Origin of the sequence: Methylobacterium sp. Leaf125, from assembly GCF_001423085.1 — a bacterium.
GTDB lineage: Bacteria > Pseudomonadota > Alphaproteobacteria > Rhizobiales > Beijerinckiaceae > Methylobacterium.
Genome location: NZ_LMNU01000034.1, coordinates 166,894 through 190,761 on the forward strand (window position 1 = coordinate 166,894; position 23,868 = coordinate 190,761).

Here is a 23,868-nt window from a genome sequence, read left to right on the forward strand (position 1 = left end):
CGATCGGGAACCGAGCGGCCGCTGCATGAAGAGGAAGGCCTGCGCCTATCACAGGCGCGGGCCGTTGGCGACCGGCTTCGACGCGGCCCGGCCGGCTCACGACGCGGCGCGACCGGCTTACGACGCGGCGCGCCCCGCCTCGACGCAGGGCCTCCGGTGCGGATGCGCCTCAGGCCTGGCCCGGCCAGGCGGCGACGCCGATCAGGAGCGGATGCAGGTAGCGGGCGAACGTGAACCAGACCGCGAGCCCGATCACCACCGCCAGGGCGTCGTTGCGCCAGCCGGCCGGCGCGGCGGCCGGGCCGGCATGCTGCGCGACCACGGCCCCGGGGGCGAGCGCCCGGCGCTTCGCGCTGATCCGGGCCATGACCGCCCAGGCCAGGAAGCTGCCGAACAGCAGGATGGAGCCGAGGTCGCCGTTGGCCAGCAGGTGCGCGGTGGCCCAGATCTTCACGGCCAGCAGCATCGGGTGCTTGGCCCTGGCGCGGATGTGGCCCGGCAGGTAGGCGGAGGCCAGGGCGACGAAGGCCAGGGCGGTCAGGAGCAGGGCCAGGTGGCGGGTCCAGACCGGCGGGTCCCACACGGCGATGTAGCCGGACTGGCGATAGAGGTGGAAACCGTAGGCGATGAGCACGAGGCCCAGGAGGGAGGACAGGGTGTAGGCGAGCTTGTAGCGGCCCTCGCCGACCTGATCGATCATCCGCGCCCGCCGCGCCCGCGCCATGGAGAAGGCATGCGTGCCGAGGAAGAGCACGAGCCCAAGGATGAGGAGGAGCATGAAAGGCCTTCGCGGACGGTCGACGGGGACATGTGGACAAGGCCGGAATCGGACGCGTGCGCACAATCCAACTGTAACGGTTCAAAACGCAAACTGCGGCCGATGTCCAGGCACACCCGATGACGCGCCCCCTTCACCTCGCGGCCCGGCTCCTGCTCGGTCTCGTCGGCCTCGCCGGCCCGGCCCGGGCGGCGCCCGAGCCGCCGCTCTCCGCCCTGACCCTGGTCGGCCCCCCGGTGGTGATGTTCAAGGCGGGGCGCGACGCCTGCGACGGGGTCGACGTCCCCGACGCCTCGGCCCGGGCCTTCCGCGAGGCCTCCAGGTCCGTCGCCCTGTTCGGCATGCATTACCGGAACCGCGCCTTTCGCGGCCCCCGCCTGGACGCCCTGAAACTGGACTGCGCGGTGGTCCTCGAATCCGGCGGCAAGGCCGATCCGGCCGCCTACGACGACGCCTCGTGGATCACCGCGACCTGGACCGAGGACGGCCGTGCCGTCGCCGCCCTGGTCCACCACGAGTACCGGGCCAACGAGCACCCGGGCCGCTGCCGCGCCAAGGACTACATAGCCTGCTGGTACAACAGCGTGGTGGCGGCCGCCTCGACCGATGGCGGACGCAGCTTCCACCGCGCGGTGCCGCCGGTGGTCGTGGCCGGCGCGCCCTTCCGCCAGGAGGTCGGGCAGGGCAGCCATCGCGGCTTCTTCAATCCGTCCAACATCGTCTCGGACGGGACCTGGCGCTACTTTCTCGCTTCCACCACGGGCTGGACCCTGCCGGGCAGCGATCAAGCCGCGGGCGTCTGCCTGTTCCGCACCCGCGATCCCGCCGACCCGACGAGCTGGCGCGCCTGGACCGGCGCGGGCTACACGGCGGCCTTCCCGGATCCGTACGCGAAGCCCGTGAAGGCCGCGGCGACCTGTGCGCCCGTGGCGCCGTTCCCGACCCCCGTCGGCGCCGTCGTGCGCCACCGGGGCAGCGGCGCCTGGATCGCGGTCTTCATGGCCAAGGCGGGCGCGGGCTTTCCGCAATCCGGCTTCTACTGGACCACCTCCCGCGACCTCCTGGCCTGGGACAGCCCGCGCCTCCTCCTGGCCGGCGCCACCCTGTACGACGATCCCTGCCACGCGCCCGACGGGCTGATCGCCTATCCGTCCCTGCTCGATCCCGACGCCCGGGGCCGCAACTTCGACGACACCGGCGACACGGCCTTCCTCACCTACGTGACCCTGCGCACCGAGGGCTGCCGCATCACCTCCGACCGCGACCTCCTCCGGCGCAATCTCGCGATCAAGGTGTGGCCGTGAGCCCGGTCTCCGGCCGCCGCACGAGGTCGATGAAGGCCTGCAACGGCGGGGGGATCTGACGCCGGCCGGCGTAGTACAGGAACAGCCCGGGAAAGCTCGGGCACCACTCGGGCATCAGGCGGATCAGCCGCCCGGACGCCAGGTGATCGCCGACGCTGTCCTGGAAGACCAGGCCGAGGCCGAGGCCCGCCAGGGCCGCCTCGACGATCATCTCCTGGTCGTTGACGGTGAGCGGGCCGTCGACGGACACTGCCACCGCCCGTCCGTCCTTCTCGAGTTCCCAGCGATACACCGCACCGCCGGGAAAGCGCTGCCCGATGCAGAGGTGCTCCACGAGATCGGCCGGGCTCTCGGGCCGCGGCCGCCCGGCCAGGTAGGCGGGGGCGCCCACCAGGGCGAAGCGCTGGGGCCCCCCGAGCGGCACCGCGATCATGTCGCCGGCGAGGTGCTCGCCGAATCGGACGCCCGCATCGAAGCCGGCGGCCACCACGTCGGTGAGCGCATCGTCCGCCGCCACCTCGACGCGGACCCCGGGATATCGGGCGAGGTAGCGCGCCACCAGCGGCATCAGGACGAGGCGGCAAGCCGAGCGCGGCGCGTTGATGCGCAGGGCGCCCCCGAGGGTGGCGCGGAACGCGCCCGCGGCTCCGACCGCCGCGGCGATCTCGGTGAGGGCCGGCGCGATCCGGGCGAGCAGGGCCGCGCCCGCCTCCGTCGGCGCGACGCTGCGGGTGGTCCGGTGGAGCAGACGCACCCCCATCCGAGTCTCCAGGCCCCGCAGGGCATGGCTCAGCGCGGAGGTGGACACCCCGAGCTCGCGCGCGGCCCGGCGAAAGCTGCCGCTCTGGGCAATCGCTGCGAACGCCGCCAGATCCGCCAGATCGCCACGCCGCATTGATGCGCCCCGCTCAACGGTTCGTCCCGGAGTGTTGAGCTTATCGCCGATCCGGCGCCGTGGCACACCGGGGCGACGAACCCCGAACCCAGGCAGCGCGATGCGACAGCAGCCCCTCGGCCAGACCGGCCTCACCGTCTCCGTCCCCGGCCTCGGCTGCATGGGAATGTCCGAATTCTACGGGCCGGCCGATGAGGCGGAGTCCCTCGACACCCTCGCGGCGGCCCTCGACCTCGGCTACGACTTCCTCGACACCGCCGACACCTACGGCCTGGGCCACAACGAGACCCTGCTCGGCCGCTTCCTCAAGGGCCGCCGCGACCGCGTCGTGCTTGCCACCAAGTTCGGCATCGTCCGTCCCTCCAACAGCCCGGACGACAGCGCGAAGCGGCGGATCGACAACACGCCGGCCTATCTGACCGCAGCTTGCGAAGCCTCGCTGACCCGGCTCGGGGTCGAGACCATCGATCTCTACTACTGCCACCGCCGCAACCCGGAGACCCCGCTCGCCGAGATGATCGGCGCGATGGCCCGCCTGGTGGACCAGGGCAAGGTCCGCGCGCTCGGCCTGTCCGAGGTCTCGCCGGACACCCTGCGGGCCGCCCATGCGATTCACCCGATCGCGGCGGTCCAGAGCGAGTATTCCCTCTGGAGCCGGACGCCCGAGGACTCGATGCTGCAGACCTGCCGCGACCTCGACGTCACCTTCGTGGCATACGCACCGCTCGGACGCGGCTTCCTCACCGGGAGCCTCGATCCGGCGCAGCTCGCCGCCGACGATTTCCGCCGGGGCAACCCGCGCTTCCAGGCCGATGCCCTCGCGCGGAACCAGCGCCTGCTCGACGGTCTCGGCGCCATCGCGGCCGCGCGCGGTGCCAGTCCGGGCCAGATCGCCCTCGCCTGGCTCGTCGACAAGGCACCGAACGTGGTGCCGATCCCGGGCACGCGGCGGGTGGCACGCCTCGCCGAGAACGCCGCGGCCATGGACCTCATCCTCACCCCCGGCGAGATCGCCGAGCTCGATCGACTGTTCCGCCCGGGCGCCGTCGCGGGCGCCCGCTATGCCGAAGGGGGAACCGCCGGCATCGAGACGCTGTGACGCCCTCGCTCAGAACTGCCGCAGATACGGCGCCGGCTTCTGGCCGAGGATGCGCCAGGTTCCGGCGAGGCCCAGGATGATGGCGAAGGCGACCGCGAGGCCCGCCGCCAGGATCGCCCCCGACAGGTCGAGGGTGAAGTCGAGCTTCATCACCCGGGTGACGATGACCCAGGCCGCGAGGGTCCCGGCGGCGAGCCCGAAGATCGCCGTGGCGAGGCCGAGGGCGCCGTATTCCAGGGTGTAGGCGGCCAGCAGCCGACCCCGCGTCGCGCCCAGGGTCTTGAGCACGACCGCGTCGTAGAGCCGGGCGCGGTGACCGGCGGCGAGTGCTCCAGCCAGCACGAACAGGCTCGCCACCACGGCGATGCCGCTGGCGCCCCGAATGGCCAGGACCAGCTTGGAGACGATGTCGCTCACGGCCTCGAGCGCCTCCTTCACCCGCACGCTGGTGACCGACGGGTAGGTCCGGGCCACGTCCCGAAGGATCGCGGCTTCGGCCTTGGCGTCGGGGCCGTTCGGCAGGGTCAGGGTCGCCAGATCGGAATGCGGCGCCCCCCGGAAGGTCCCAGGCGAGAACACCATGACGAAGTTGATGCCGAGTGAGCGCCACTCGACCTTGCGCAGGTTGGCGATCCTGGCCGTCAGCGTCCGCCCCAGGACATTGACGCTCACGCTGCTGCCGACGGCGAGGTTCAGCTTACCCGCCAGTTCGGCATCGAAGGACACGAGCGGCGTCCGTGCTTCCTCGGCGGTCCACCAGTGACCGGAAACCAACGATGAGCCTTCCGGGAGGTCGTCGGCATAGGTGATGCCGCGGTCGCCATCGAGCACCCAGGCGGCATCCTCGGGCGCCTTGATCTCGCCGGCCGGAACGCCGTTCAGGGCCGTGATCCGCCCGCGCATCATCGGAACGCGCTCGATTTTTGCGCCCGGCGAAAGCCCGCCGAGGAAGGAATGGAAAGCATCCGCGTCGCTCGAGGGGATGTCGAGGAAGAACAGGTTCGGCGCCTTGGCGGGCAGGGAATTCGTCAAGGTTCGCCGCACATTGGCGTCGATGAGGCTCAGCGTGACGAGCAAGGTCACGCCCAGGCCGAGGGAGAGGACGATCGCGGGGGTGAGCGCCCCTGGCCGATGCAGGTTCGCCAGGGCCATGCGGGGGGCCGCCATGCGTGGACGCGGGAGGCGTCGCGCCACCGCCATGAGGCCGAGGGCGACGAGGCGCAGCAGCCCGAAGGCGAGTCCGGCGGCGACGATGAAGATGAGCGCCAGGCGCCGGTCGAAGGCGGTGACCAGCGCCAGCCCGACCAATCCCGCGAGGGCGGCCGCCAGGATCAGGCGATAACGCAGACGAGTGCGGGCGGAGCCCGGATCGACCACGTCTCGGAACAGGCCCGAGACGGGGATGTCATGGGCGCGCCCCAGGGGCAGGATGGCGAAGGCGAGCGCCGTCAGGAAGCCGTAAGCCGCTGCAAGGGCCAGCTCGCCGGGCGCGATAGTCGGATTCAGCGGCAGCGGCAGGGCATCGTGGAACAGGGCGTCGAGGCCGAAGGGCAGGAGCGCCCCCACTGCGAGGCCGATCGCGATCCCGAGGCCTGCGATCAGGAGGACCTGGGTGAGGTAGAGGACCACCACCTGCCCACCCGGCGCGCCGACACTCTTCAGGGTGGCGATGGAGCCGCGCTTTCGCTCGACGAAGGCCGCTACCGCGTTGGCGACCCCGACGCCGCCGACGATCAATGCTGTGAGGCCGACGAGGGTCAGGAACTGCGTGAAGCGCTCGATGCTCTTGGCGAAGCGCGGATCGGCGTTGGTGCGCGCCCGCATCTCCCAGCCCGCATCCGGCGCGGCCTTGGCGATGGCGGCGGCGCGCGTCTCAAGGCCGGCATCTCCGGCACCGGGGATCTGCAGGCGGTAGCTCCAGCGGTTGAGGCTGCCCGGCCGGATCAGGCCCGAGGCGGCCAGCGCCTCGTGCGTGATCAGCACCCGAGGGCCGAAGCCGATGCCGTTGGCGATGCGATCGGGCTCCGACACCAGGGTGGCGCGGATGACGAACGGCTTGCCCGCAATGGTGATCCGGTCCCCGACCTTCAGATCGAGGCGGGTGAGCAGGGCCGGATCCGCTACCGCGCCGGCAGCGCCTTCGCGTTCGGACAGGAGATCGGCCAGGGGTTCGGCGGGATCGGTGACGAGTTCGCCGGTGGTGGGGTAGTCGGCGCCCACCGCCTTCAGCTCGACCAGGGCCGCACCGGTCTCGCCGGCAACGGCCATCGCACGGAGCGTGGTCACCACAGAGACGCGCCCTTGGGCGTCGAGGGCCGCGCGCTCCTGGGGCGTCGCCTCCCGGTTGATCAGGCTGTAGGTGAGATCGCCGCCGAGGATGCGCGCGCCCTCCCGCCCGAGACCATCGGTGAGCGAGCGCGAGATCGAGGCGACGCCGGCGATGGCCGCGACGCCGAGGGCGATACAGGCGAGGAACACGGTGAAGCCCGCCAGGCCGCCGCGCAATTCGCGAAGCGCGAGGCGCAGGGTGAGCGGAACACGCCAACGTGAGGAACGTGCGCTCGGCTTGGGAAGGGTGCCATGCATCGGATCAGGCCTGGACCGGCACCGGTGCTTCCACCCGGCCGGAGCGGAGCCGAACCGTGCGATCGCAGAGGCGTGCGAGCCCGGGGTCGTGCGTGACGAGGACGAGGGTCGCGCCGCGGTCGCGCTTCAGGGCGAAGAGCAGGTCGACGATCTGACGGCCGGTCGCCTCATCCAAGTTGCCCGTCGGCTCGTCGGCCACCAGAATTGCGGGATCCGGTGCGATAGCCCGCGCAATGGCGACGCGCTGCTGCTCGCCGCCCGAGAGCTGGGCCGGATAGTGATGCAGGCGGTGGCCGAGGCCGACCGCCTCCAGTTCGACCTGTGCCCGGCGGTGCGCATCGGGCTGGTCGGCGAGTTCGAGGGGCAGCGCCACGTTCTCCAGGGCGGTCATCGTCGGGACGAGATGAAAAGCCTGGAACACGATACCGATGCGGCGCCCGCGGAAGCGCGCCAAGGCATCCTCGTCGAGACTTCCGAGATCGGTGCCCTCGACGACGATGCGCCCGGAATCGGGCCGCTCCAGGCCCGCCATGACCATCAGCAGCGTCGATTTGCCGGAGCCGGAGGGACCGACAAGCCCCACCGCCTCGCCCGGCGCCACATCGAGAGAAATGCCGCGCAGGACATGGACGCGAGCGGCCCCGCGACCGAGGCTGAGGTCGATATCGGAGAGAGCGATGGTCTGCGCCGTCGGCGCGGAGGGGTTGTCGGACTTCAACGGGCGACCGATCTGTGAGCAGTTGGCGTCAACGTGACCGCCGGCAAGGTGGATGCAAGGGTCGGGGTTGTGATCGAATGGGTCTGTGTGGAGTCTCACGCCTCACCGATATGGTCCGCAAGAGGGCAGTGCACCATGCCGGCCTCGGCCTCGTCGCTCTGATGACGCTCTTTGCCGCACTGGGACTCGGCACCCTTCCGTCGAACGCGACACCGGACGCGTCGCCGGTGAAGCTGGTCGCCTTCGGCGACAGCCTGACCGCTGGGTATCGCCTCCCCACGAATGCGGCCTTCCCGACGGTACTGGAACGGGCCCTGAAGGCCCGCGGACGCGCGGTTACGGTGGCGAATGCCGGGGTCTCGGGCGACACCACCACGGGCGGCCTCGATCGCCTCGACTGGTCGATCCCGGACGGAACAGACGGCGTCATCCTCGAACTCGGCGCCAACGACATGCTGCGCGGCACCGACCCGTCTGTGACTCGCAAGGCTCTCGATGCGATGATTGCGCGCCTCAAGGCACGCGGCATCCCGGTGCTTCTCGCGGGGATGAAGGCCTCCCCCAACCTGGGACCGGACTACGCAACGCGCTTCGACGCAATTTACCCGGATCTGGCCAAGCGCTACGATCTCGTCCTCTACCCGTTCTTCCTCGACGGCATCATCGGCGACCGGCAGGCTCACCTGGACGACGGTTTGCATCCGAACACCCGCGGCGTGGAGACCATTGTGGCCGGCATCTTGCCGACCGTCGAGACCTTTCTCGACCGCATCAAGCCGCAGGCGCGCTGAACCCGTGCCGCGCCTGTTCACCGGCATCGAGATTCCCCCCGATATCGCGCAGGCGCTGGCCCTGAAGCGCGGAGCCCTGCGCGGGAGCCGCTGGATCGAGCCTTCGGACTATCACATCACCCTGCGCTTCCTCGGGGATGTCGAGATCGAAGTCGCTGAGGCGCTGCATGAGCGGCTGATCGAGGCGCGCGCGCGAACCCCCTTTCCCGTAACCCTCGACGGCTTGGCGAGCTTCGGTGGCGACAAGCCGCGCGCGATCCTGGCCACGGTGATGCCGGCTCCGGAACTGGTCGACCTACAAGCGGAGCAGGAGCGCTTGGCCCGGCAAGCGGGTGCGGAGCCAGAACGTCGTAAATTCACGCCACACGTCACGCTCGCACGCCTGCGACGCGAGGCCAGATCGGAGGACGTGGCCGCCTATCTCGGCGAGCGCGGTCTGTTCGAACCGCTCACCTTCATGGCCGAGCGTGTGGCGCTGTTCTCGGCACGGGAATCGAAGGGTGGCGGTCCCTACGTCATCGAGGCAGCCTACCCGCTCGGGTAGAAGGCAGACCCGCGGAGCGGTCAGAGGCGGCGCAATGCCACTGACTCGATGCGGTGGCTAGCGCCCTTGGCGAGGATCAGGCTGGCCCGCTGCCGGGTCGGCAGAATGTTGTCGCGCAGGTTCGGCAGGTTGATGGTCGTCCAGAGCGTATCGGCGATCTCGATCGCCTCGGATTCCGTCACCTCGGCATACTTGCGGAAGTAGGAAAGCGGATCGCGGAAGGCGGTCTGGCGCAGGCGCAGGAAACGATTGACGTACCAGCGGTGCAGGTCGTCCTCGTGACCGTCGAGGTAGATCGAGAAGTCGAAGAAATCCGAGACGAACGGAATCGCGGTGCCGTCGCGCGGCAGGCGTGCCGGCTGCAGGACGTTCAAGCCTTCGACGATGAGGATATCGGGCGATTCGATGATCCGCTCCTCGCCCTGCACCACATCATAGACGAGGTGGGAGTAGAGCGGTGCCGCGACACGCTTCTTGCCGGCCTTGATATCGGTGAGGAAACGCAACAGCGCGGCGGTGTCGTAGCTCTCGGGAAAGCCCTTGCGCTCCATCGCGCCCATCCGCTTGAGCTCGGCATTGGGCAGCAGAAAGCCATCGGTGGTGATCAGGTCGACCTTCGGGGTGTTGGGCCAGCGCGCCAGCAGGGCGGCGAGCACGCGGGCGGAGGTCGATTTGCCAACGGCCACCGATCCGGCAAGGCCGATGATATAGGGCACCTTGGTCTCGTGCTCGGCGAGAAGGAAGCGTTGCGTTGCCTTGAACAGCCCTTGGGTCGCTGCGACGTAGAGGGAGAGCAGCCGCGAGAGCGGCAGGTAGATCGCCTCCACCTCTTCGACAGAGATCGGATCGTTGAGGGATTGCAGGCGTGCCACCTCCTCCGCCGCCAGGGTCAGGGGCGTATCGGCCCGCAGCTGAGCCCATTCCTCGCGGGTGAACAAGCGGTAGGGCGAGAGTCGCTCGGAGCCCTGGCCGGTGACCGGATCCTGGCCCGTCGGGCGCACGGACCCCACGGGCGGCATCGTGAAGGGCGATTCGGCGTTCACGCGGGGCTCCGAGAGGCCTTCTCGGCGATCCCGCTCTGCACCGTGCGCCGCTCGAGCTCCGCCATCACCTCGTGCAGGGTCACACCGCCGCCCCGTAGCACGACCATGAGATGGTACAGCACGTCTGCCGCTTCACCGATGAGGCCTGCCCGGTCGCCTTGCACGGCGGCGATCGCCGCCTCGACGGCTTCTTCACCGAGCTTCTTGGCGGGTCTAGCCGGGCCGCCGGCCAGGAGCTTTGCGGTGTAGGAGGTCTCGGGAGACGCTGCCGCACGATCCGCGACAAGGGCTTCGAGATCGCTGAGGGTGAACTGAGTCATACAATCCTGGTCCCGGCGAACCGGGCTTATCATGCCGTGCAACCAAGCGTGCGGCACGATGGATCATGACGCAAGGGCTGCGAAGGTCGGCCTCAGAGATCGAGGCGCATGGAGAGACCGGCCGCGGCCATGTGGGCCTTGGCCTCGGATACCGTGTGCTGCCCGAAATGGAAGATCGAGGCTGCCAGAACCGCGCTGGCACCGCCTTCGCGGACTCCCGCTACGAGGTCGTCCAGGCCGCCGACACCGCCCGAAGCGATGACCGGCACCGAGACGGCATCTGAGATGGCTCGCGTCAGGCCGATATCGTAGCCGGAGCGCATCCCGTCCCGATCCATCGACGTCACGAGCAATTCGCCGGCGCCGCGGGCCGTGACGGTGCGGGCGAAGGCGATGGCGTCGATGCCGGTGGGCTTGCGCCCGCCATGGGTGAAGATCTGCCATTCAAGCGCCTCGCCGGGACCGGAGGTCCGCTTGGCGTCGATGGCGACGACGATGCACTGACTGCCGAACTTCTCCGCGCCGCGAGCAACGAAATCGGGATCGTTGACGGCCGCGGTGTTGATGGAGACCTTGTCGGCGCCGGCCAACAGGAGGGTGCGGATGTCCGCCACCGTGCGGATGCCACCGCCGACGGTGAGCGGCATGAAGCAGGCTTCCGCCGTGCGGCTGACCACATCGAGGAGCGTGCCGCGATCTTCGTGGCTCGCGGTAATGTCGAGGAAGCAGAGCTCGTCGGCACCAGCCGCATCGTAGGCTTTGGCCGCCTCCACGGGATCGCCGGCATCGCGCAGCTCCAGGAACTGGACGCCCTTCACGACGCGACCGTCCTTGACGTCGAGACAGGGGATGATGCGGGTCTTGAGCACGCGCGGCCTCGGATTTGTCAGGCCGCCGGCGCGGCGTCGGGTGTACCGGTGGCGCGCCGGATGGCCGCCAGGGCCTCGCGCGGGTCGATCCGCCCGTCGTAGAGGGCCCGGCCCGTGATGGCGCCGGCCAGGAGCGCGCAATCCGGCTCCAGGATGCGGTGAACGTCCTCGATCGAGGCGAGACCGCCGGAGGCGATCACGGGAATCGTCACGGCGCGCGCGAGACCCAGGGTCATCTCGATGTTGAGACCCTTCAGGATGCCGTCCCGGGCGATGTCGGTGTAGATGATGGCCGCGACTCCGGCATCCTCGAACCGGCGGCCGAGTTCCTCGGCCGTCATGCTGGATGTGGTGGCCCAGCCCTCGACCGCGACCCGCCCGTCCTTGGCGTCGATGCCGACGGCGATCTTGCCGGGGTAGAGGCGGGCCGCCTCCCGCACGAAGGCCGGGTCGCGAACGGCGGCGGTCCCGATGATCACGCGGCTGACGCCCTTGGCGAGCCAGGCTTCCAGGGTTCGCATCTCACGGATGCCGCCGCCGAGCTGCACCGGGAGCTTGGTCCGCGCCAAGATCGCATCGACGGCGTCGGCATTCATCGGCGCGCCCGCGAAGGCGCCATCGAGATCGACCACGTGCAACCAGGAAAACCCCTGCTCGTCGAAGACCGCGGCCTGGGCGGCAGGATCGTCGCTGAACACGATGGCCTGGGCCATGTCGCCCTGAACGAGGCGGACACAGCGTCCTTCCTTGAGATCGATGGCCGGAAACAGGATCACGCGCGGGTTCGCTTTCGGGTGGGACGGTTCGAAGGTGGGGACTGCGCCTCAGGGACGCCAGCGCAGGAAGTTCGCGAGCAGTGCGAGCCCGAGCCGCTGGCTCTTCTCCGGATGGAACTGGGTGCCGGCAACGTTGTCGCGCGCCACCATCGCGGTGACCGCTCCGCCGTAGTCGCTGTGAGCGACGCGATCCTCCATTCGCTCCGGCGACAGTGCGTAACTGTGCACGAAGTAGGCGTGCAGGCCGCCATCGCCCGTCGGAATGTCACCCAGCAAAGCGTGCGGCCGGTCGATCGCGAGCGTATTCCAACCCATGTGGGGCACCTTGAGGCCGGGATCGGTCGGTTGGATCGGACCGACATCGCCCGGAATCCAGCCAAGGCCGGCCGTGGTCTCGTGCTCGAGGCCACGCGTCGCCAGGAGCTGCATGCCGACGCAAATTCCCAGGAAAGGACGACCGCGCACGTGCGCCGCGTGGGTCATCGCCTCGACCATGCAAGGTACGGCGTCGAGGCCGCGCCGACAATCGGCGTAGGCGCCGACCCCGGGCAGAACCACCCGGTCGGCCTGGGCCACCGTGTCGGCCTCGCTCGTCAGCACGATGCGGGTCTCGTCGAGCCCTGCCTCCCGCGCCGCCCGCTCGAACGCCTTGGCGGCGGAATGCAGATTGCCCGAGCCGTAATCGATGATCGCGACGGTCTCAGCGCTCACCGCCGACCCTCGCTGAACGGGAACATGCCGATGGCAAGGTCACTCGGTGGCACCGACAGACCGGCATGGAGTGCCGGTCCGCTGCGCCCCATGGGGGCGCCATCCAGCCAGCGCGCTGCCGCCTTCATTTCGGCTTCCTCGGCGTTTCCAGCCGTCACGGCGTCCCGCACCGGACTCCCCGCCCGGGCATAGGTCCATCGGCGGAGGGACGAAGCCTCCAGGCCGATCAGGAGCGACACGAGAAGGGTGATGACGAAACCGGCAATCGGCGTCAGCCCGAGGAACCGCCCCCCGAACGCCACCACGGCCAGCAGGGCCAGGACCCCAAGGCCGGCGAGCCAAAGTCGGTGGAAGAAGAACCAGAGCGGTCCGAATGCGAAGGCCGCCCAGGAGAAGGCGTCCGGCACGAGGTGTGCCCGCTCGAGACCGTGAGCCTCGCCGACATGGGCCCCGCGCGCGGGGTGCAAGGTATAGGTGCGCATCACGTCTCGCATCCTCCCAGTCGATCCGACGGGCGGATCAGAGCGATCCCTTGGTCGAGGGAACGCGGCCTCCCTCGCGGGGATCGATCGACACCGCCCGCCGCAAGGCGCGGGCCAGGCCCTTGAAGCAGCTCTCCGCAATATGGTGAGCATTCTCACCGTAGAGCGTCTCGACATGCAGCGTGATGCCGGCGTTCATGGCGAAAGCCTGGAACCACTCGCGAACCAGTTCCGTATCGAACTGTCCGATCTTTTCGACCCGAAACTGGGTCCGGAACACGAGGAACGGCCGACCCGAGATGTCGATGGCAACTCGCGTCAGGGTTTCGTCCATCGGCAGGTGGATGTCGGCATAGCGGCCGATGCCGCGCTTGTCCGCCAAAGCCTGGGCGAAGGCTTGTCCCAGCGCGATGCCCGTATCTTCCACCGTATGATGGTGATCGACATGAAGATCACCCGTCACCGCCACGTCGAGGTCGAACAGCGCGTGACGCGCGAACAGCTCGAGCATGTGGTCGAAAAAGCCGACACCCGTCGAGACCTGGGCCCGACCCGTCCCGTCGAGGTCGAGGGCGACCTGCACGTCGGTCTCCACCGTCTTGCGGCTGATGCGGGCGGCGCGGTTGGCCTCTTGGGTCACGGTTCGGTTCCGGTTCGGGGACGAGCCCGCCTTCTAGAGGGAAGACCGGGTCGCGGAAAGGGCGGATGGCGCCGAATTCACCGGCGCTCCCGGCGACTCAGCGGTTCAGGACCCGGCCCGCCACTGCGTCGAGCTTGGCGAGAAGAGCCGGGTCGCGCTGTGCCGGAGCGGTCATGATGGCGCCGTCAAGCGCGCGTTCCGTACCGACGGGGCACGGCTCGCGCTCGGCCGGGAAATCGCGGGCGAGGCGAGCAACGAGGCGCGCGGCCTTATCGGCATTGGCACGCGCCACCGCCACCACGGCCGCCACGTCGACGGCATCGTGGGTCGGGTGCCAACAGTCGAAGTCGGTCACCATCGCAATCGTCGCATAGGTGATCTCGGCTTCGCGGGCGAGCTTGGCCTCGGGCATGTTGGTCATCCCGATCACGTCGTAGCCCAACGCCTTGTAGGTGGTGGACTCAGCATAGCTGGAGAATTGCGGTCCCTCCATGCAGACGTAGGTTCCGTCGCGATGAATCGCGATATCCTCCGCCTGCGCCGCCGCCGCGATGCGCGCTTGCAGCGCCGGACCGACAGGATGCGCCAGGGAGACGTGCGCCACGCAGCCATTGCCGAAGAACGAACCGGCGCGGCCGTGGGTACGGTCGACGAACTGATCGACGAGCACGAAGAGCCCGGGATGCAGCTCGGCCTTGAACGAACCGCAGGCCGAGAGCGAGACGAGGTCGGTGACACCGGCTCGCTTCAGCACGTCGATATTCGCGCGGTAATTGATGCCCGACGGCGAGAAGCGGTGCCCGCGGCCGTGGCGGGCCAGGAACACGACTTTGGTGTCGCCGATTCGGCCGATGCGGAGGGCGTCGGAGGGCTCACCCCAGGGGGACGCGATCCGCTCCTCGCGGACATCCTCCAGCCCGGGAAGGTCGTAGACCCCGGACCCGCCCATCACGCCGAGCACCGCTGCCGTCATCGTTGTCTCCATAACATTCGCGCCGGTCGCCCCTCATTGGGACGCCGGCGCGGATCGTGTCAACGAAGGGCGGGCGGTCCGACGGGGACCGCCCGAACCGACTCAGTAGGTCTTGTGAAGCTCGGGCTGGAGGCCATGCACCTCGCCGCCGACCTTCGCCCAGATCTTCTTCTTCACGTAGTAGAGCAGCCCGGACAGCACGAGCAGGAACAGGATGACCCGCAGGCCGAGGGCCTTGCGTGCCATCATGTGCGGCTCGGCCGCCCACGCCATGAACGCCGCCACGTCCCGGGAATACTGGTCCACTGTCTCGGGTACGACCGGCTCGCCCTTGTCGTTCTTGGCGTAAGTGACCTGACCATCGCTGATGGGTTTCGGCATCGCGATCAGGTGCCCGGCATAGTACTTATTGTAGTAGGTCCCGGCCGGGATCTCCTTGCCGTCCGGTGCATCCTCGTAGCCGTTCAGGAGGGCGTGGATGTAATCGACGCCCTGCTCGGAGAAGCCGATGAACGGCATCGCGTCGAACACGAACCACGGGAAGCCGCGCTCGTAGGTTCGGGCCTTCGCGAGCACAGAGAAGTCGGGCGGGGCCTTGCCGCCGTTGGCAGCAGCGGCCGCCTTCTCATTCGGGAAGGGCGACGGGAAGGCATCGGCGGCACGGGCGGGACGGTCGACGTCCTCGCCGGCATCGTTCTGCTCCTTCACCTTGTACTGGGCGGCGAGCTCCTTGACCTGGCCGGTGGTGAAGCCGGGGCCACCCTCCTCCGAGAGATTGCGGAAGCGCACCAAGCTCATGCTGTGGCAGCTCGAGCAGACCTCCTTGTAGACTTGGAAGCCGCGCTGGAGCTGGGCCTGGTCGAAGCGGCCGAAGGTGCCGGCGAAGCTCCACTTTTCTTGGGGCGGATGGGGCGTGCCTTCATCCGCCGACGCGGCGGTGACGCTCATGACAGCCGCGAGCAGGGACGCGGCGAGGACGCGGGTCGTTTTCATGGTTCTCAAAAGTCCCCTGCCCTCAACCCTTGGACGATGGTGCGGCCGCAGCGCCAACCGGCATCCCTGACCCGCCCACCTGCTTGCCCGGACCCGTCACCGTCTCGAGGATCGAGCCCGGAAGAGCCTTCGGCGTCTCGAACAGCCCGACGAGCGGCATCACGAGAAGGAAGTGCAGGAAGTAGTAGGCCGTGCAGATCCGAGCGGCGATGACGTAGCCACCCTCCGGCGGCTTAGCACCGAGCCAGCCGAGTACGATGCACACCACCACGAAGAGCCAGAAGAACTGGCGGTAGATCGGACGGTAGTTGCACGAACGAACCCGGGACGTATCGAGCCAGGGCGCCAGCGCCAGGATCAGCACCGCGCTGAACATCAGGATGACGCCGCCGAGCTTGTCGGGCACCGCACGCAGGATCGCGTAGAACGGCAGGAAGTACCATTCCGGAACGATGTGGGCGGGCGTCACTGCCGGGTTGGCCGGCACGTAGTTGTCAGCATGACCCAGATAATTCGGCTGGTAGAAGATCCAGTAGGCGAAGAAGGCGAAGAACACGACCGAGGCGAAGACGTCCTTGATCGTTGCGTAGGGCGTGAAGGCGACCGCGTCCTTCCCCGACTTGATCGGGATACCGGCCGGGTTGTTCTGGCCCGTCACATGCAGCGCCCAGACGTGCAGGACCACGACGCCCGTGATCATGAACGGCAGGAGGTAGTGCAGCGAGAAGAAGCGGTTCAGGGTCGGATTACCGACCGAGTAGCCGCCCCAGAGCAGGCTCTGGATCGTGTCACCGACCACGGGGATCGCGGCCAGGATGTTGGTGATGACGGTAGCACCCCAGAAGCTCATCTGGCCCCACGGCAGGGTGTAACCGAGAAAAGCAGTCGCCATCATCAGGAGGTAGATGATCACGCCGAGAATGTAGAGCACCTCGCGCGGAGCCTTGTACGATCCATAGTACAGTGCCCGGAAGATGTGGACGTAGACCGCTACGAAGAACATCGATGCGCCGTTGGCGTGCATGTAGCGCAGCAGCCAGCCGTAGTTCACGTCGCGCATGATGTGCTCGACGGAGTTGAACGCGTTAGCGGCGGACGGGTCATAGTGCATCGCCAGCCAGATGCCGGTGACGATCTGCGACACCAGCATGGCGATGAGAATCGCGCCAAAGGTCCAGAAGTAGTTGAGGTTCCGGGGCACCGGGAAAGAAACGAAGGACGAATGCACCAGCCCGATCAGGGGCAGGCGCGATTCGAACCACTTCGCCAAGGCGCTCTTGGGAACGTAGGTATTGCCGTGTCCGCTCATGAGGCGACCCGCTCCAAATCCTGTTTCAAGGTGTCAGGCGACGGCCTTGCCGCCCTCCTCGCCGATCCGAATCTTGGAGTCCGACTCGAAGACGTAAGGAGGGATCGGCAGATTCGTCGGGGCGGGACCCCGGCGCACCCGGCCCGACGTGTCGTAGAGGGAGCCGTGACAGGGGCAAGACCAGCCCTCGTACTGTCCCTGATGGCCGATCGGCACGCAGCCGAGATGCGTGCAGTTACCGTAGACGACGAGCCACTTGGCATGGCCCTGCTTGACGCGAGCCGAGTCGGGCTGCGGATCGATGAGATCGGAAAGATTCACCTCGGACGCTTCCTTGATCTCCTTCTCAGAGCGACTGCGCACGAAGATCAGCTTGCCGCGCCAGAACACATTAACGATCTGGCCTTCCTGGATTGGCGTCAGGTCGACTTCCAGGGGTGCCCCGGCCGCGATGGTCTCGGCGTCGGGCGCCATTGAGGCGACGAAGGGCCAGGCCAGGGCACCGGCTCCGACGGCCAGTCCCGCACCCGTCGCGAGGAACATGAAGTCGCGACGCGTGCCGTCCGGCGCGCCGTGGGAGCTGTCGGGATCGGCTGCCGTGTTCGCCAAGTGTCAAACTCCAAGCATGATTGCGCCGGGCGACCCTGATCCCAACCCTACGGTCAGGGCCGGCCGGGACCTTAGAGGCTTTCAAAGGAATGTCATCCCGGCGGGACGGAAGCACCATCCCACATGATTGTGCAATGCGACCCCGCGTCACCCGAAGTCAAGGCGCGAAGCCTTTCAGAATGCGCGGTTTCTATCCGTGGAACGACCCCGTCGCGGGGGTGGCGCAGGAAGACCACAGAAGACATGCGCACACGGGCAGACAGGGTCGAATCTTGCCTGGGGCCATGCGTATGCCGGGGGGATCGACATTAGGATCCCGCGGGGTTTGGCGCGAAAAATATTGCCGATCGCGCGGATTGCGGGTCTCGCCTGATCCGTGATCAAGCGCGGCGACGTTTCGACCACGAGACGTCCAGGACGGCCAGAGCCGGCCCCGGATCCGACGTCACTTGCAGCCATACCCGCTTTGGTTGCATGACGTCCGCCGATCCCCTACCTTTTGCTGCCTGGGCGCAATCGATCGGATAGAGTATCGCGGCCTGACTCGCTCGACCGCTCTGTCACGATGTTCGGTCATGGCAGAAGAGCCGAAAGGTCCGATGCCCCCCGATGCGCAGCTCCGACCGGCCGTGCTGGCTTCGCATCGTCTTCGCCCCGGCATTCCCATCCTTGCGGCCCATGCCACGTTTGCGGGTCGGCGGCGGGCCCGGCCCGAGCAGCATCGCGATCAAACGCGAAGCGAGCCCGGACGAGGCGAAATTGACCGTACCAGCGAGCCCGATCCGCCGGTACAGGGTCCGAACCACCGCCAGGACTGATATGAGGACGCCCCTCGAGCACAACGACGCGTTGATTGCGACACCTGCACCGTGGATCGCCCTGTTCCTCCGCAGCCCCGTGCGTCCGTTTTTCCTCACCGTGTCGGAAGCCACGAGGCCGGTTTCGATTGCCGCTGATCCGTGCGCCACAGGCTTGAACACGGCAGCCGGCCAGCCAACGATCTTGGCAGGAGCCGCAGGCATGCGTTTGGCGGATAATGTAAGCCGGGCCCGGTCGCGGCATCGAACGGCGCAAGTGGGAGATGCGGCGTGAAGGCAGTACTCCTAGGGCTTCGGACGATCGTACACATGACAGGGGTGCTCCTGCGCGGAGGACGTGACACGGTGGAGCGGGGGCTGATCGATGCCGATCTGCTGCGCGACATGTTCGAAGCGGCTCCAGACCCGCAGTTCATCGTCGCGGTCGGACCCGATGGAGGCATGCGGCTCGCGGCCTGGAACGCGGCGGCGCGTATTCACCACGGCAGTGCCGGCGCCCTCGGTTGCCCATTCGGCGATCTGCTGCCTGCAAGGGAAGGGTCTCTGTTACAGCGCGGCGTCGAGCAGGCAGCCGCGGCGGGTGCGAGCCTCCGTATCCAGATCAAGTCCGCGCGCACAGGCGTGGAAAACGCGTTCGAAGCGACCTTCATCCCGCTACGGGCGAGAGGCACAAACGCGATCCGACGCGTTCTGGTCAGCCTGCGCGACCTCGGGCCTTCGACGGTAGAGGACACTGCGCCACCGAGGCCCGATCATCTCACCACCGAAGCCGGATCGGCGGTCCTTCAGGGACCGGAGGAGCTCGACACCGATCCCGACCAGCCCTCTGTCGAACACGTCTCAAGACGAGCCCGAGCAGATGACGGGCCAGCTGAGGCGTCCTTGGCCCCGGTTCAGGCGCATTCCAACCCGCAGCGTGCCGCGGACGAGCGCCTGCGGGAAAGCGAAGCGCGTTATCGCCTGCTGGCCGATTACACCTCAGATCTCATCGTCCTCGACGATGCCAGCGGGCGCCACCTCTACATCTCGCCGGCGGTGACGAGCATGCTCGGCTACACGGTGGAAGAGGCCAACCGCATGGGTCTGCGGACCCTCGTGCACCGGGAAGACATCGCAAACCTCACGGCCATTCTGCACGCGCTCGGTCCCGAGCAGCCGACCGGATCGGTGATCTACCGGATGCGGCACCGTTCCGGCCAGGACCTTTGGGTCGAGGCCGCCTTTCGGCGAATTCAGGCCCAGGGCGAGACCCAGGTCATCCAGGCGATCCGCGACGTGACGCAGCGGCAGAGACAGGAAGCCGACCTGCACAGCGCCCGTATCGAAGCCGAAGCCGCCGTGCGCGCGAAGGCGGAATTCCTGGCCACCATGAGCCACGAGCTGCGGACGCCGCTGGCGGGCATCCTCGGTGTGCACGATCTTCTGCGGGGCGATGCCAGCCTCAACCAGAATCAGGCACGCCTCGTCGGTCTCGCACAGGAAGCCGGGCGCTCGCTCCTGACCATCGTGAACGACATCCTCGATGTTTCGAAGATGGAAGCAGGCCGCCTCGTGATCGAGTCGCTCCCCTTCAGCCTGGTCCGGCTGATCGAGGGCTGTCGGGAACTCAGTGTCGAGATCGCACAGGGCCGCGAGGTTCGCATCGTGACCGAGATCGGACCGGACGTCCCGGACTGGGTCCTGGGCGATCCGACCCGATTGCGCCAGGTCATCCTCAATCTGATCACCAACGCCATCAAGTTCACGCCGCACGGCTCCGTCACCATGCGGGCAGCCTGGAAGCCGGCTTCGGACATCGGTTCGCGGCGCCGTTCGGCCTTGCGGATCGAACTCGCGGATACGGGGATCGGCATTCCGGAGGATGCCCTGCCCCACCTGTTCGAGCGCTTTGCGCAAGCGGACGGATCGATCTCGCGCCGTTACGGCGGAACCGGTCTCGGTCTCACCATCTGCAAGCGTCTGGTGCACCTGATGGGCGGTGAGATCGGCGCCCGGAGCCAGGTCGGCGAGGGCTCCACCTTCTGGTTCGAGGTGCCGCTGCGGCTCGCTGAGACGGAGAACGAGACCGGACGCGCACGGCTCGCCACCCTCGGCCGACCATCGCCGCAGCGCTGGCGCATCCTGCTGGCGGAAGACAATTCGATCAACCAGGAGATCATCGGAACGGTGCTGCGCCACAAGGGTCACACCGTTACGGTGGTGGATGACGGAGAGCAGGCGGTGACGGCGGCCTTCGCCGCCGAACACCCCGACCTCATCCTGATGGACGTTCAGATGCCGGGACTGGACGGTCTCGCGGCGACTCAGGTGATCCGGGCCCGGGAGCGGCGACAGGGGTCTTCTCCCATGCCGATCATTGCGCTGACCGCCAATGCGATGCCCGAGGAGATGGAGCGGTGCCGCGCCGCCGGCATGGACGCGCATGTCGCGAAGCCGATCGAGTGGCCAGTGCTGTTTGCCACCCTGGAGCGCCTCGCCGTGCGGATCGGACCAGCCGACGGTGAGGAGAGGCCCCTCTCCACGGAGGAACGCCCCGCCCCGTGAGGGGCGAGGCGTCCGAACGCGCGACGATGGTGCGTCGAGTCTAGTACGCGGCCGGGTCCGCGCTGTCGCTCGGCGAGGCGAATGCCTTCACCATGGCCTCGCTCATCGGCAGGTTCAGGTTGATGCCGCGCGGCGGGATCGGCTTCGTGAACCACTTGTCGTAGAGCGCCTTGCCCTCCGGGCTCTTGTAGAGCTTGGCGGTGGCTTCGTCGGCGACGGCCTTGAAGGGCGCGTCATCTTTGCGCAGCATGATGCCGTACGGCTCGGGCTTCGACAGTGCTTCGCTGGAGATCGCGTAGGCGCCGGGATCCTTCGAGCTGGCGGCCAGGGAGGCCAGCAGCACGTCATCCATGACGAAGGCGACCGCGCGGCCGGTCTCGACCATCAGGAAGGCCTCGGCATGATCCTTGGCCGGCAGGATGGTCAGGCCGAGGTTGCGCGCGGTGTTCGCTTCGTTGATCTGACGGATGTTGGTGGTGCCCGAGGTCGAGACCACGGTCTTGCCCTTCAGATCCTCAATCTTGTCGAGATGCGCCGACTTCTTGGCGACGAAGCGGGTGGCGGTCAGGAAGTGGGTGTTGGTGAAGGTGGCCTGCTTCTGACGATCGGCGTTGTTCGTCGTCGAACCACACTCGAGGTCGATCGTGCCGTTGGCGATCAGTGGGATCCGGGTCGCCGAAGTCACGGGGTTCAGCTTCACCTCAAGGTTCGGAAGCTTGAGGTTCGTCTTCACGGCCTCGGCGATCTTCTGGCAGATCTCGAGGGCGTAACCGACCGGCTTCTGGTCGCCATCGAGGTAGGAGAACGGAACCGACGCATCCCGGTAGCCGATGGTGATCGTATTCGTTTCCTTGATCTTCTTCAGGGTTCCGGTGAGCTCTTGCGCCTGGGCGCTCCCTGCCGCGAGCACCGACAGCGCAAAGCTGACGGCGACAGCTGACAGGGTGGATCTCTGGTGACACGAACGCATCTGCGGGCTGACTCCGGGAGGTCGATCACGCTTCGGCGATCGACGGGACTGACCTGGGCAACGTAGCAGCGGGACGAGCCGCCGCAATCGTTGATTTCGCGCTGTCCAACCTGACAACGCTCCCGCCCCTGGCAAAGCTCGTGCCGAACGGCTCAGCTGCGGAGGTGTCGCTAATTTTTGCTTACGACAATCGGTACCCACCACGCAAAAAGGCCCGACTTTTCAGCCGGGCCAGTTCGCATATCTCGAAGGTTCGAAGTCGTGAAGACCCGGGCTCGCACGGAGCCCGGATCAAGCCGTTCCGTCGACTTAGAAGTCGCGCTGGACGCGGCCGCGGATCTGGAAGGTGTCCGCGGAGTTGACGGTGCGAACCGCAGCACCGGCGTTCACCTGAGCAGCCGTCAGAGTGCCGTTCTTGTACTGGTCCACAACACGGCCCTCCTGCAGCGCAACGCGGGTGTAGAAGCCCTCGACACCGATATCGAGGTCCTTCACCGGCGACCAGATCAAGCTGCCGCCAGCAACGAGCTGGTTGTTGTCACGCAACACTGGGCTAAGGGCAAACGAGCGGGTACCCGGGGCGCCCAGGAACGTGTTGATATTCACAGTGCCGGAGTTGCCGTAGGCCAAGGCGTTGGCTTCACGAGCGCCGCGCGCGAACCCCATCTCGCCGTAGCTGCCGAACACGGCTGAGCGCCACTCAGGCGACCAGTAGTGCAGGTAAGCAGCCGTGACGGTCCAGCTATTTGACAGCTCGATCTTGCCCGTGAGCGGGTTCAGAGTAGCATCGGCCATGTATGGGTCGAACGAGGCACCATTGATAGTGCTCGCTGCACGAGTGTAGCTGCCGTTGTACGAAGAGTAGCCGGTGTAAAGGGTCGCGCCCTCACCGTAGGCGCCCTGCAGGTACAGGGTGTCGCCCGGTGCGATGAAGGGCATGTTGATCTTAACGCCAGCCTGCACGGCGAAGCCGTATTCACTGGAAGCAGACGGGCCAGGACCGATAAGACCAGGAGCGAAGCCCGTTGCCGTACCAACAACGGTCGGGTTGCCGATGATGTTGCTGGTGTTCAGCTCCTTGACGGCAGCCGAGAGCTGGGCGGAGCCCCAAGCGGCGTCGTAGCGCAGCACGCCGACAAAGTCAGGCATACGGTTGCGCTGAGAGACATCAACCGTCGAGAAAGTGGGGATACCAAGCGCATTCGTCGTGATCAGAACACGAGACGGCGCACCGACCGTGTTCGACTCTTGCGAGTTAATCGAGTTGCGGCGAAAGGTCGGATCTTCCAGCGAGACGGTGGCCGAGAGACCGCTGTCACCGAGCTTGCTCGTGTAGGCGAGCAGGTTGGTGGACTGCAGGTCCGAGTTGGCGGTGGCGCCGGCGAACTCGAAGTCGTGGGCGTAGAAGTCGAAGAACGAGGAAGCGCGACCGGCGGTGAGGCCGGCGAACTGAATGAACGCCTTGTCAGTGTTCACGAATTGCTGGGCGCGGCCGCTCTGATCCTGACCGGTAGCACCGAAGGCGTTGCCGATGCGCTCCTGGGTTCCGGAGCGGAGGCCGCCGGTGGCGCCGGTGCGCGAGGCGAACTGGAGACGCACGAAGGCGCGCAGGGTGCCGTAGGCCGTCTGCGTGCGGGCATCGACGTTGATGCGCGCAAGTCCGATGTAACCGGTGGTGTCACCCTGCGAGCCGTTTGAGCTGCGCGCCGAGGTCGGCTGGTAGCCGACGTCTAGGCGGGCGCGACCCGAGAGACGGATGCAGGTGTCGGTGCCCGGGATGTAGAAGAAGCCGGCGCCGTAAGCGGAGCAGACGCGGACGTATTCGATCGGGACAGCCTTCTTGACCGGGAGGTCGGCTGCCTGTGCTCCGGCGACCGCAGCAAAACCTGCCGCGGAGGCGAGAAGCGAGCTCTTCAAGAGCTTCATTGATATCTCCAAAAGCTTCGAGACCCGAGGGAAGGCTTACTGCGCCCGAGATCTCAGTGGATCCCGGTGTCGCGTGGCCCTTTGTTTTTAAATGACCAAGCGTTGACCGCTGGAAATTGTCTTGCTGCCCTGGCGTTGCCCCCAGCGCAGGATCACTCTGTGCGAGGCGG

22 protein-coding genes are annotated in these 23,868 nt (G+C 67.5%); 5 read left to right on the plus strand and 17 right to left on the minus strand.

The window, feature by feature from the left end; translation table 11 throughout:
* Window positions 1-169: 169 nt before the first annotated feature.
* Window positions 170-778 (minus strand): NnrU family protein, encoded by a 609-nt coding sequence (locus ASF58_RS19250; protein WP_055956218.1) that lies wholly within the window; start codon window positions 776-778, stop codon window positions 170-172.
* Window positions 779-897: 119 nt separating this feature from the next.
* Here ASF58_RS19250 and ASF58_RS19255 point away from each other — a divergent pair, with 119 nt between their 5' ends.
* Entirely contained in the window at window positions 898-2,082 is a 1,185-nt protein-coding gene (locus tag ASF58_RS19255) for a hypothetical protein (RefSeq protein WP_055956221.1), read from the plus strand.
* Here ASF58_RS19255 and ASF58_RS19260 read toward each other — a convergent pair.
* On the minus strand, window positions 2,066-2,977 hold the full coding sequence (locus ASF58_RS19260; RefSeq protein WP_055956225.1) for a LysR family transcriptional regulator: 912 nt from the start codon (window positions 2,975-2,977) through the stop codon (window positions 2,066-2,068). The two genes, ASF58_RS19255 and ASF58_RS19260, sit on opposite strands and share 17 nt — an antisense overlap.
* Window positions 2,978-3,077: 100 nt before the next feature.
* On the opposite strand from ASF58_RS19260, the gene ASF58_RS19265 reads away from it, so the two are divergent.
* On the plus strand, window positions 3,078-4,076 hold the full coding sequence (locus tag ASF58_RS19265; protein ID WP_055956228.1) for an aldo/keto reductase: 999 nt from the start codon (window positions 3,078-3,080) through the stop codon (window positions 4,074-4,076).
* 9 nt (window positions 4,077-4,085) lie between these two features.
* Here the strand turns inward: ASF58_RS19265 and ASF58_RS19270 are convergent, their stop codons facing one another.
* Both ASF58_RS19270 and ASF58_RS19275 read right to left on the minus strand, forming a co-directional pair.
* Window positions 4,086-6,662, minus strand: a complete 2,577-nt coding sequence (locus tag ASF58_RS19270) for an ABC transporter permease (protein ID WP_055956231.1) — start codon at window positions 6,660-6,662, stop codon at window positions 4,086-4,088.
* A gap of 4 nt (window positions 6,663-6,666) precedes the next feature.
* On the minus strand, window positions 6,667-7,380 hold the full coding sequence (locus ASF58_RS19275; RefSeq protein ID WP_055956234.1) for an ABC transporter ATP-binding protein: 714 nt from the start codon (window positions 7,378-7,380) through the stop codon (window positions 6,667-6,669).
* Between the two features lie 161 nt (window positions 7,381-7,541).
* On the opposite strand from ASF58_RS19275, the gene ASF58_RS19280 reads away from it, so the two are divergent.
* On the plus strand, window positions 7,542-8,171 hold the full coding sequence (locus ASF58_RS19280) for an arylesterase (protein ID WP_055956576.1): 630 nt from the start codon (window positions 7,542-7,544) through the stop codon (window positions 8,169-8,171).
* Window positions 8,172-8,175: 4 nt separating this feature from the next.
* Window positions 8,176-8,715 carry an RNA 2',3'-cyclic phosphodiesterase gene (gene thpR, locus ASF58_RS19285; protein ID WP_055956236.1) on the plus strand — a complete coding sequence of 180 codons (540 nt, stop codon included), beginning with the start codon at window positions 8,176-8,178 and terminating at the stop codon, window positions 8,713-8,715.
* A 20-nt stretch (window positions 8,716-8,735) separates the two neighbouring features.
* On the opposite strand, the gene coaA is transcribed toward thpR, so the two are convergent.
* From coaA to petA, 11 genes are all read right to left on the minus strand, one after another.
* Window positions 8,736-9,734, minus strand: a complete 999-nt coding sequence (gene coaA, locus ASF58_RS19290) for a type I pantothenate kinase (RefSeq protein WP_055956579.1) — start codon at window positions 9,732-9,734, stop codon at window positions 8,736-8,738.
* A 20-nt stretch (window positions 9,735-9,754) separates the two neighbouring features.
* Window positions 9,755-10,078, minus strand: a complete 324-nt coding sequence (locus ASF58_RS19295) for a phosphoribosyl-ATP diphosphatase (protein WP_055956239.1) — start codon at window positions 10,076-10,078, stop codon at window positions 9,755-9,757.
* A 92-nt stretch (window positions 10,079-10,170) separates the two neighbouring features.
* Window positions 10,171-10,947, minus strand: coding sequence for an imidazole glycerol phosphate synthase subunit HisF (gene hisF / locus ASF58_RS19300; protein ID WP_055956242.1), 777 nt, complete (start codon window positions 10,945-10,947; stop codon window positions 10,171-10,173).
* Window positions 10,948-10,964: 17 nt separating this feature from the next.
* A complete protein-coding gene (gene hisA, locus ASF58_RS19305; protein WP_055956246.1) occupies window positions 10,965-11,723 on the minus strand; it encodes a 1-(5-phosphoribosyl)-5-[(5-phosphoribosylamino)methylideneamino]imidazole-4-carboxamide isomerase in 759 nt (252 codons plus the stop codon).
* A gap of 48 nt (window positions 11,724-11,771) precedes the next feature.
* Window positions 11,772-12,434, minus strand: a complete 663-nt coding sequence (gene hisH / locus ASF58_RS19310) for an imidazole glycerol phosphate synthase subunit HisH (RefSeq protein WP_055956247.1) — start codon at window positions 12,432-12,434, stop codon at window positions 11,772-11,774.
* On the minus strand, window positions 12,431-12,916 hold the full coding sequence (locus ASF58_RS19315; protein ID WP_055956250.1) for a DUF2628 domain-containing protein: 486 nt from the start codon (window positions 12,914-12,916) through the stop codon (window positions 12,431-12,433). Before ASF58_RS19315 ends, hisH begins: the two co-directional genes overlap by 4 nt.
* A gap of 37 nt (window positions 12,917-12,953) precedes the next feature.
* Window positions 12,954-13,556, minus strand: coding sequence for an imidazoleglycerol-phosphate dehydratase HisB (gene hisB / locus ASF58_RS19320; protein WP_055956253.1), 603 nt, complete (start codon window positions 13,554-13,556; stop codon window positions 12,954-12,956).
* A 97-nt stretch (window positions 13,557-13,653) separates the two neighbouring features.
* Entirely contained in the window at window positions 13,654-14,529 is an 876-nt protein-coding gene (locus ASF58_RS19325) for an S-methyl-5'-thioadenosine phosphorylase (RefSeq protein ID WP_055956256.1), read from the minus strand.
* A 102-nt stretch (window positions 14,530-14,631) separates the two neighbouring features.
* On the minus strand, window positions 14,632-15,522 hold the full coding sequence (locus tag ASF58_RS19330; RefSeq protein ID WP_055956259.1) for a cytochrome c1: 891 nt from the start codon (window positions 15,520-15,522) through the stop codon (window positions 14,632-14,634).
* Between the two features lie 22 nt (window positions 15,523-15,544).
* Window positions 15,545-16,831 carry a cytochrome b N-terminal domain-containing protein gene (locus tag ASF58_RS19335; protein ID WP_055956262.1) on the minus strand — a complete coding sequence of 429 codons (1,287 nt, stop codon included), beginning with the start codon at window positions 16,829-16,831 and terminating at the stop codon, window positions 15,545-15,547.
* 33 nt (window positions 16,832-16,864) lie between these two features.
* On the minus strand, window positions 16,865-17,440 hold the full coding sequence (gene petA / locus ASF58_RS19340; RefSeq protein ID WP_055956265.1) for a ubiquinol-cytochrome c reductase iron-sulfur subunit: 576 nt from the start codon (window positions 17,438-17,440) through the stop codon (window positions 16,865-16,867).
* A 1,202-nt stretch (window positions 17,441-18,642) separates the two neighbouring features.
* Here petA and ASF58_RS19350 point away from each other — a divergent pair.
* Window positions 18,643-20,802 carry an ATP-binding protein gene (locus ASF58_RS19350; protein ID WP_280137565.1) on the plus strand — a complete coding sequence of 720 codons (2,160 nt, stop codon included), beginning with the start codon at window positions 18,643-18,645 and terminating at the stop codon, window positions 20,800-20,802.
* A 40-nt stretch (window positions 20,803-20,842) separates the two neighbouring features.
* On the opposite strand, the gene ASF58_RS19355 is transcribed toward ASF58_RS19350, so the two are convergent.
* Together ASF58_RS19355 and ASF58_RS19360 are read right to left on the minus strand one after the other, a co-directional pair.
* Window positions 20,843-21,772: an amino acid ABC transporter substrate-binding protein gene (locus ASF58_RS19355; RefSeq protein ID WP_055956274.1), complete on the minus strand. Its 930-nt coding sequence runs from the start codon at window positions 21,770-21,772 to the stop codon at window positions 20,843-20,845.
* A 309-nt stretch (window positions 21,773-22,081) separates the two neighbouring features.
* A complete protein-coding gene (locus ASF58_RS19360) occupies window positions 22,082-23,698 on the minus strand; it encodes a porin (protein ID WP_055956277.1) in 1,617 nt (538 codons plus the stop codon).
* Window positions 23,699-23,868 lie beyond the last annotated feature (170 nt).

What these genes read in the sequence shown, in the direction of transcription:
- ASF58_RS19295 (WP_055956239.1), bottom strand. Translation starts at nt 10,078, where the DNA reads ATGACTCAGTTCACCCTCAGCGATCTCGAAGCCCTTGTCGCGGATCGT.
- ASF58_RS19270 (WP_055956231.1), bottom strand. Translation starts at nt 6,662, where the DNA reads ATGCATGGCACCCTTCCCAAGCCGAGCGCACGTTCCTCACGTTGGCGT.
- ASF58_RS19335 (WP_055956262.1), bottom strand. Translation starts at nt 16,831, where the DNA reads ATGAGCGGACACGGCAATACCTACGTTCCCAAGAGCGCCTTGGCGAAG.
- ASF58_RS19315 (WP_055956250.1), bottom strand. Translation starts at nt 12,916, where the DNA reads ATGCGCACCTATACCTTGCACCCCGCGCGCGGGGCCCATGTCGGCGAG.
- ASF58_RS19255 (WP_055956221.1), top strand. Translation starts at nt 898, where the DNA reads ATGACGCGCCCCCTTCACCTCGCGGCCCGGCTCCTGCTCGGTCTCGTC.
- coaA (WP_055956579.1), bottom strand. Translation starts at nt 9,734, where the DNA reads ATGCCGCCCGTGGGGTCCGTGCGCCCGACGGGCCAGGATCCGGTCACC.
- ASF58_RS19250 (WP_055956218.1), bottom strand. Translation starts at nt 778, where the DNA reads ATGCTCCTCCTCATCCTTGGGCTCGTGCTCTTCCTCGGCACGCATGCC.
- ASF58_RS19280 (WP_055956576.1), top strand. Translation starts at nt 7,542, where the DNA reads ATGACGCTCTTTGCCGCACTGGGACTCGGCACCCTTCCGTCGAACGCG.
- ASF58_RS19330 (WP_055956259.1), bottom strand. Translation starts at nt 15,522, where the DNA reads ATGAAAACGACCCGCGTCCTCGCCGCGTCCCTGCTCGCGGCTGTCATG.
- ASF58_RS19360 (WP_055956277.1), bottom strand. Translation starts at nt 23,698, where the DNA reads ATGAAGCTCTTGAAGAGCTCGCTTCTCGCCTCCGCGGCAGGTTTTGCT.
- ASF58_RS19265 (WP_055956228.1), top strand. Translation starts at nt 3,078, where the DNA reads ATGCGACAGCAGCCCCTCGGCCAGACCGGCCTCACCGTCTCCGTCCCC.
- ASF58_RS19260 (WP_055956225.1), bottom strand. Translation starts at nt 2,977, where the DNA reads ATGCGGCGTGGCGATCTGGCGGATCTGGCGGCGTTCGCAGCGATTGCC.
- ASF58_RS19355 (WP_055956274.1), bottom strand. Translation starts at nt 21,772, where the DNA reads ATGCGTTCGTGTCACCAGAGATCCACCCTGTCAGCTGTCGCCGTCAGC.
- ASF58_RS19325 (WP_055956256.1), bottom strand. Translation starts at nt 14,529, where the DNA reads ATGACGGCAGCGGTGCTCGGCGTGATGGGCGGGTCCGGGGTCTACGAC.
- ASF58_RS19350 (WP_280137565.1), top strand. Translation starts at nt 18,643, where the DNA reads ATGTTCGAAGCGGCTCCAGACCCGCAGTTCATCGTCGCGGTCGGACCC.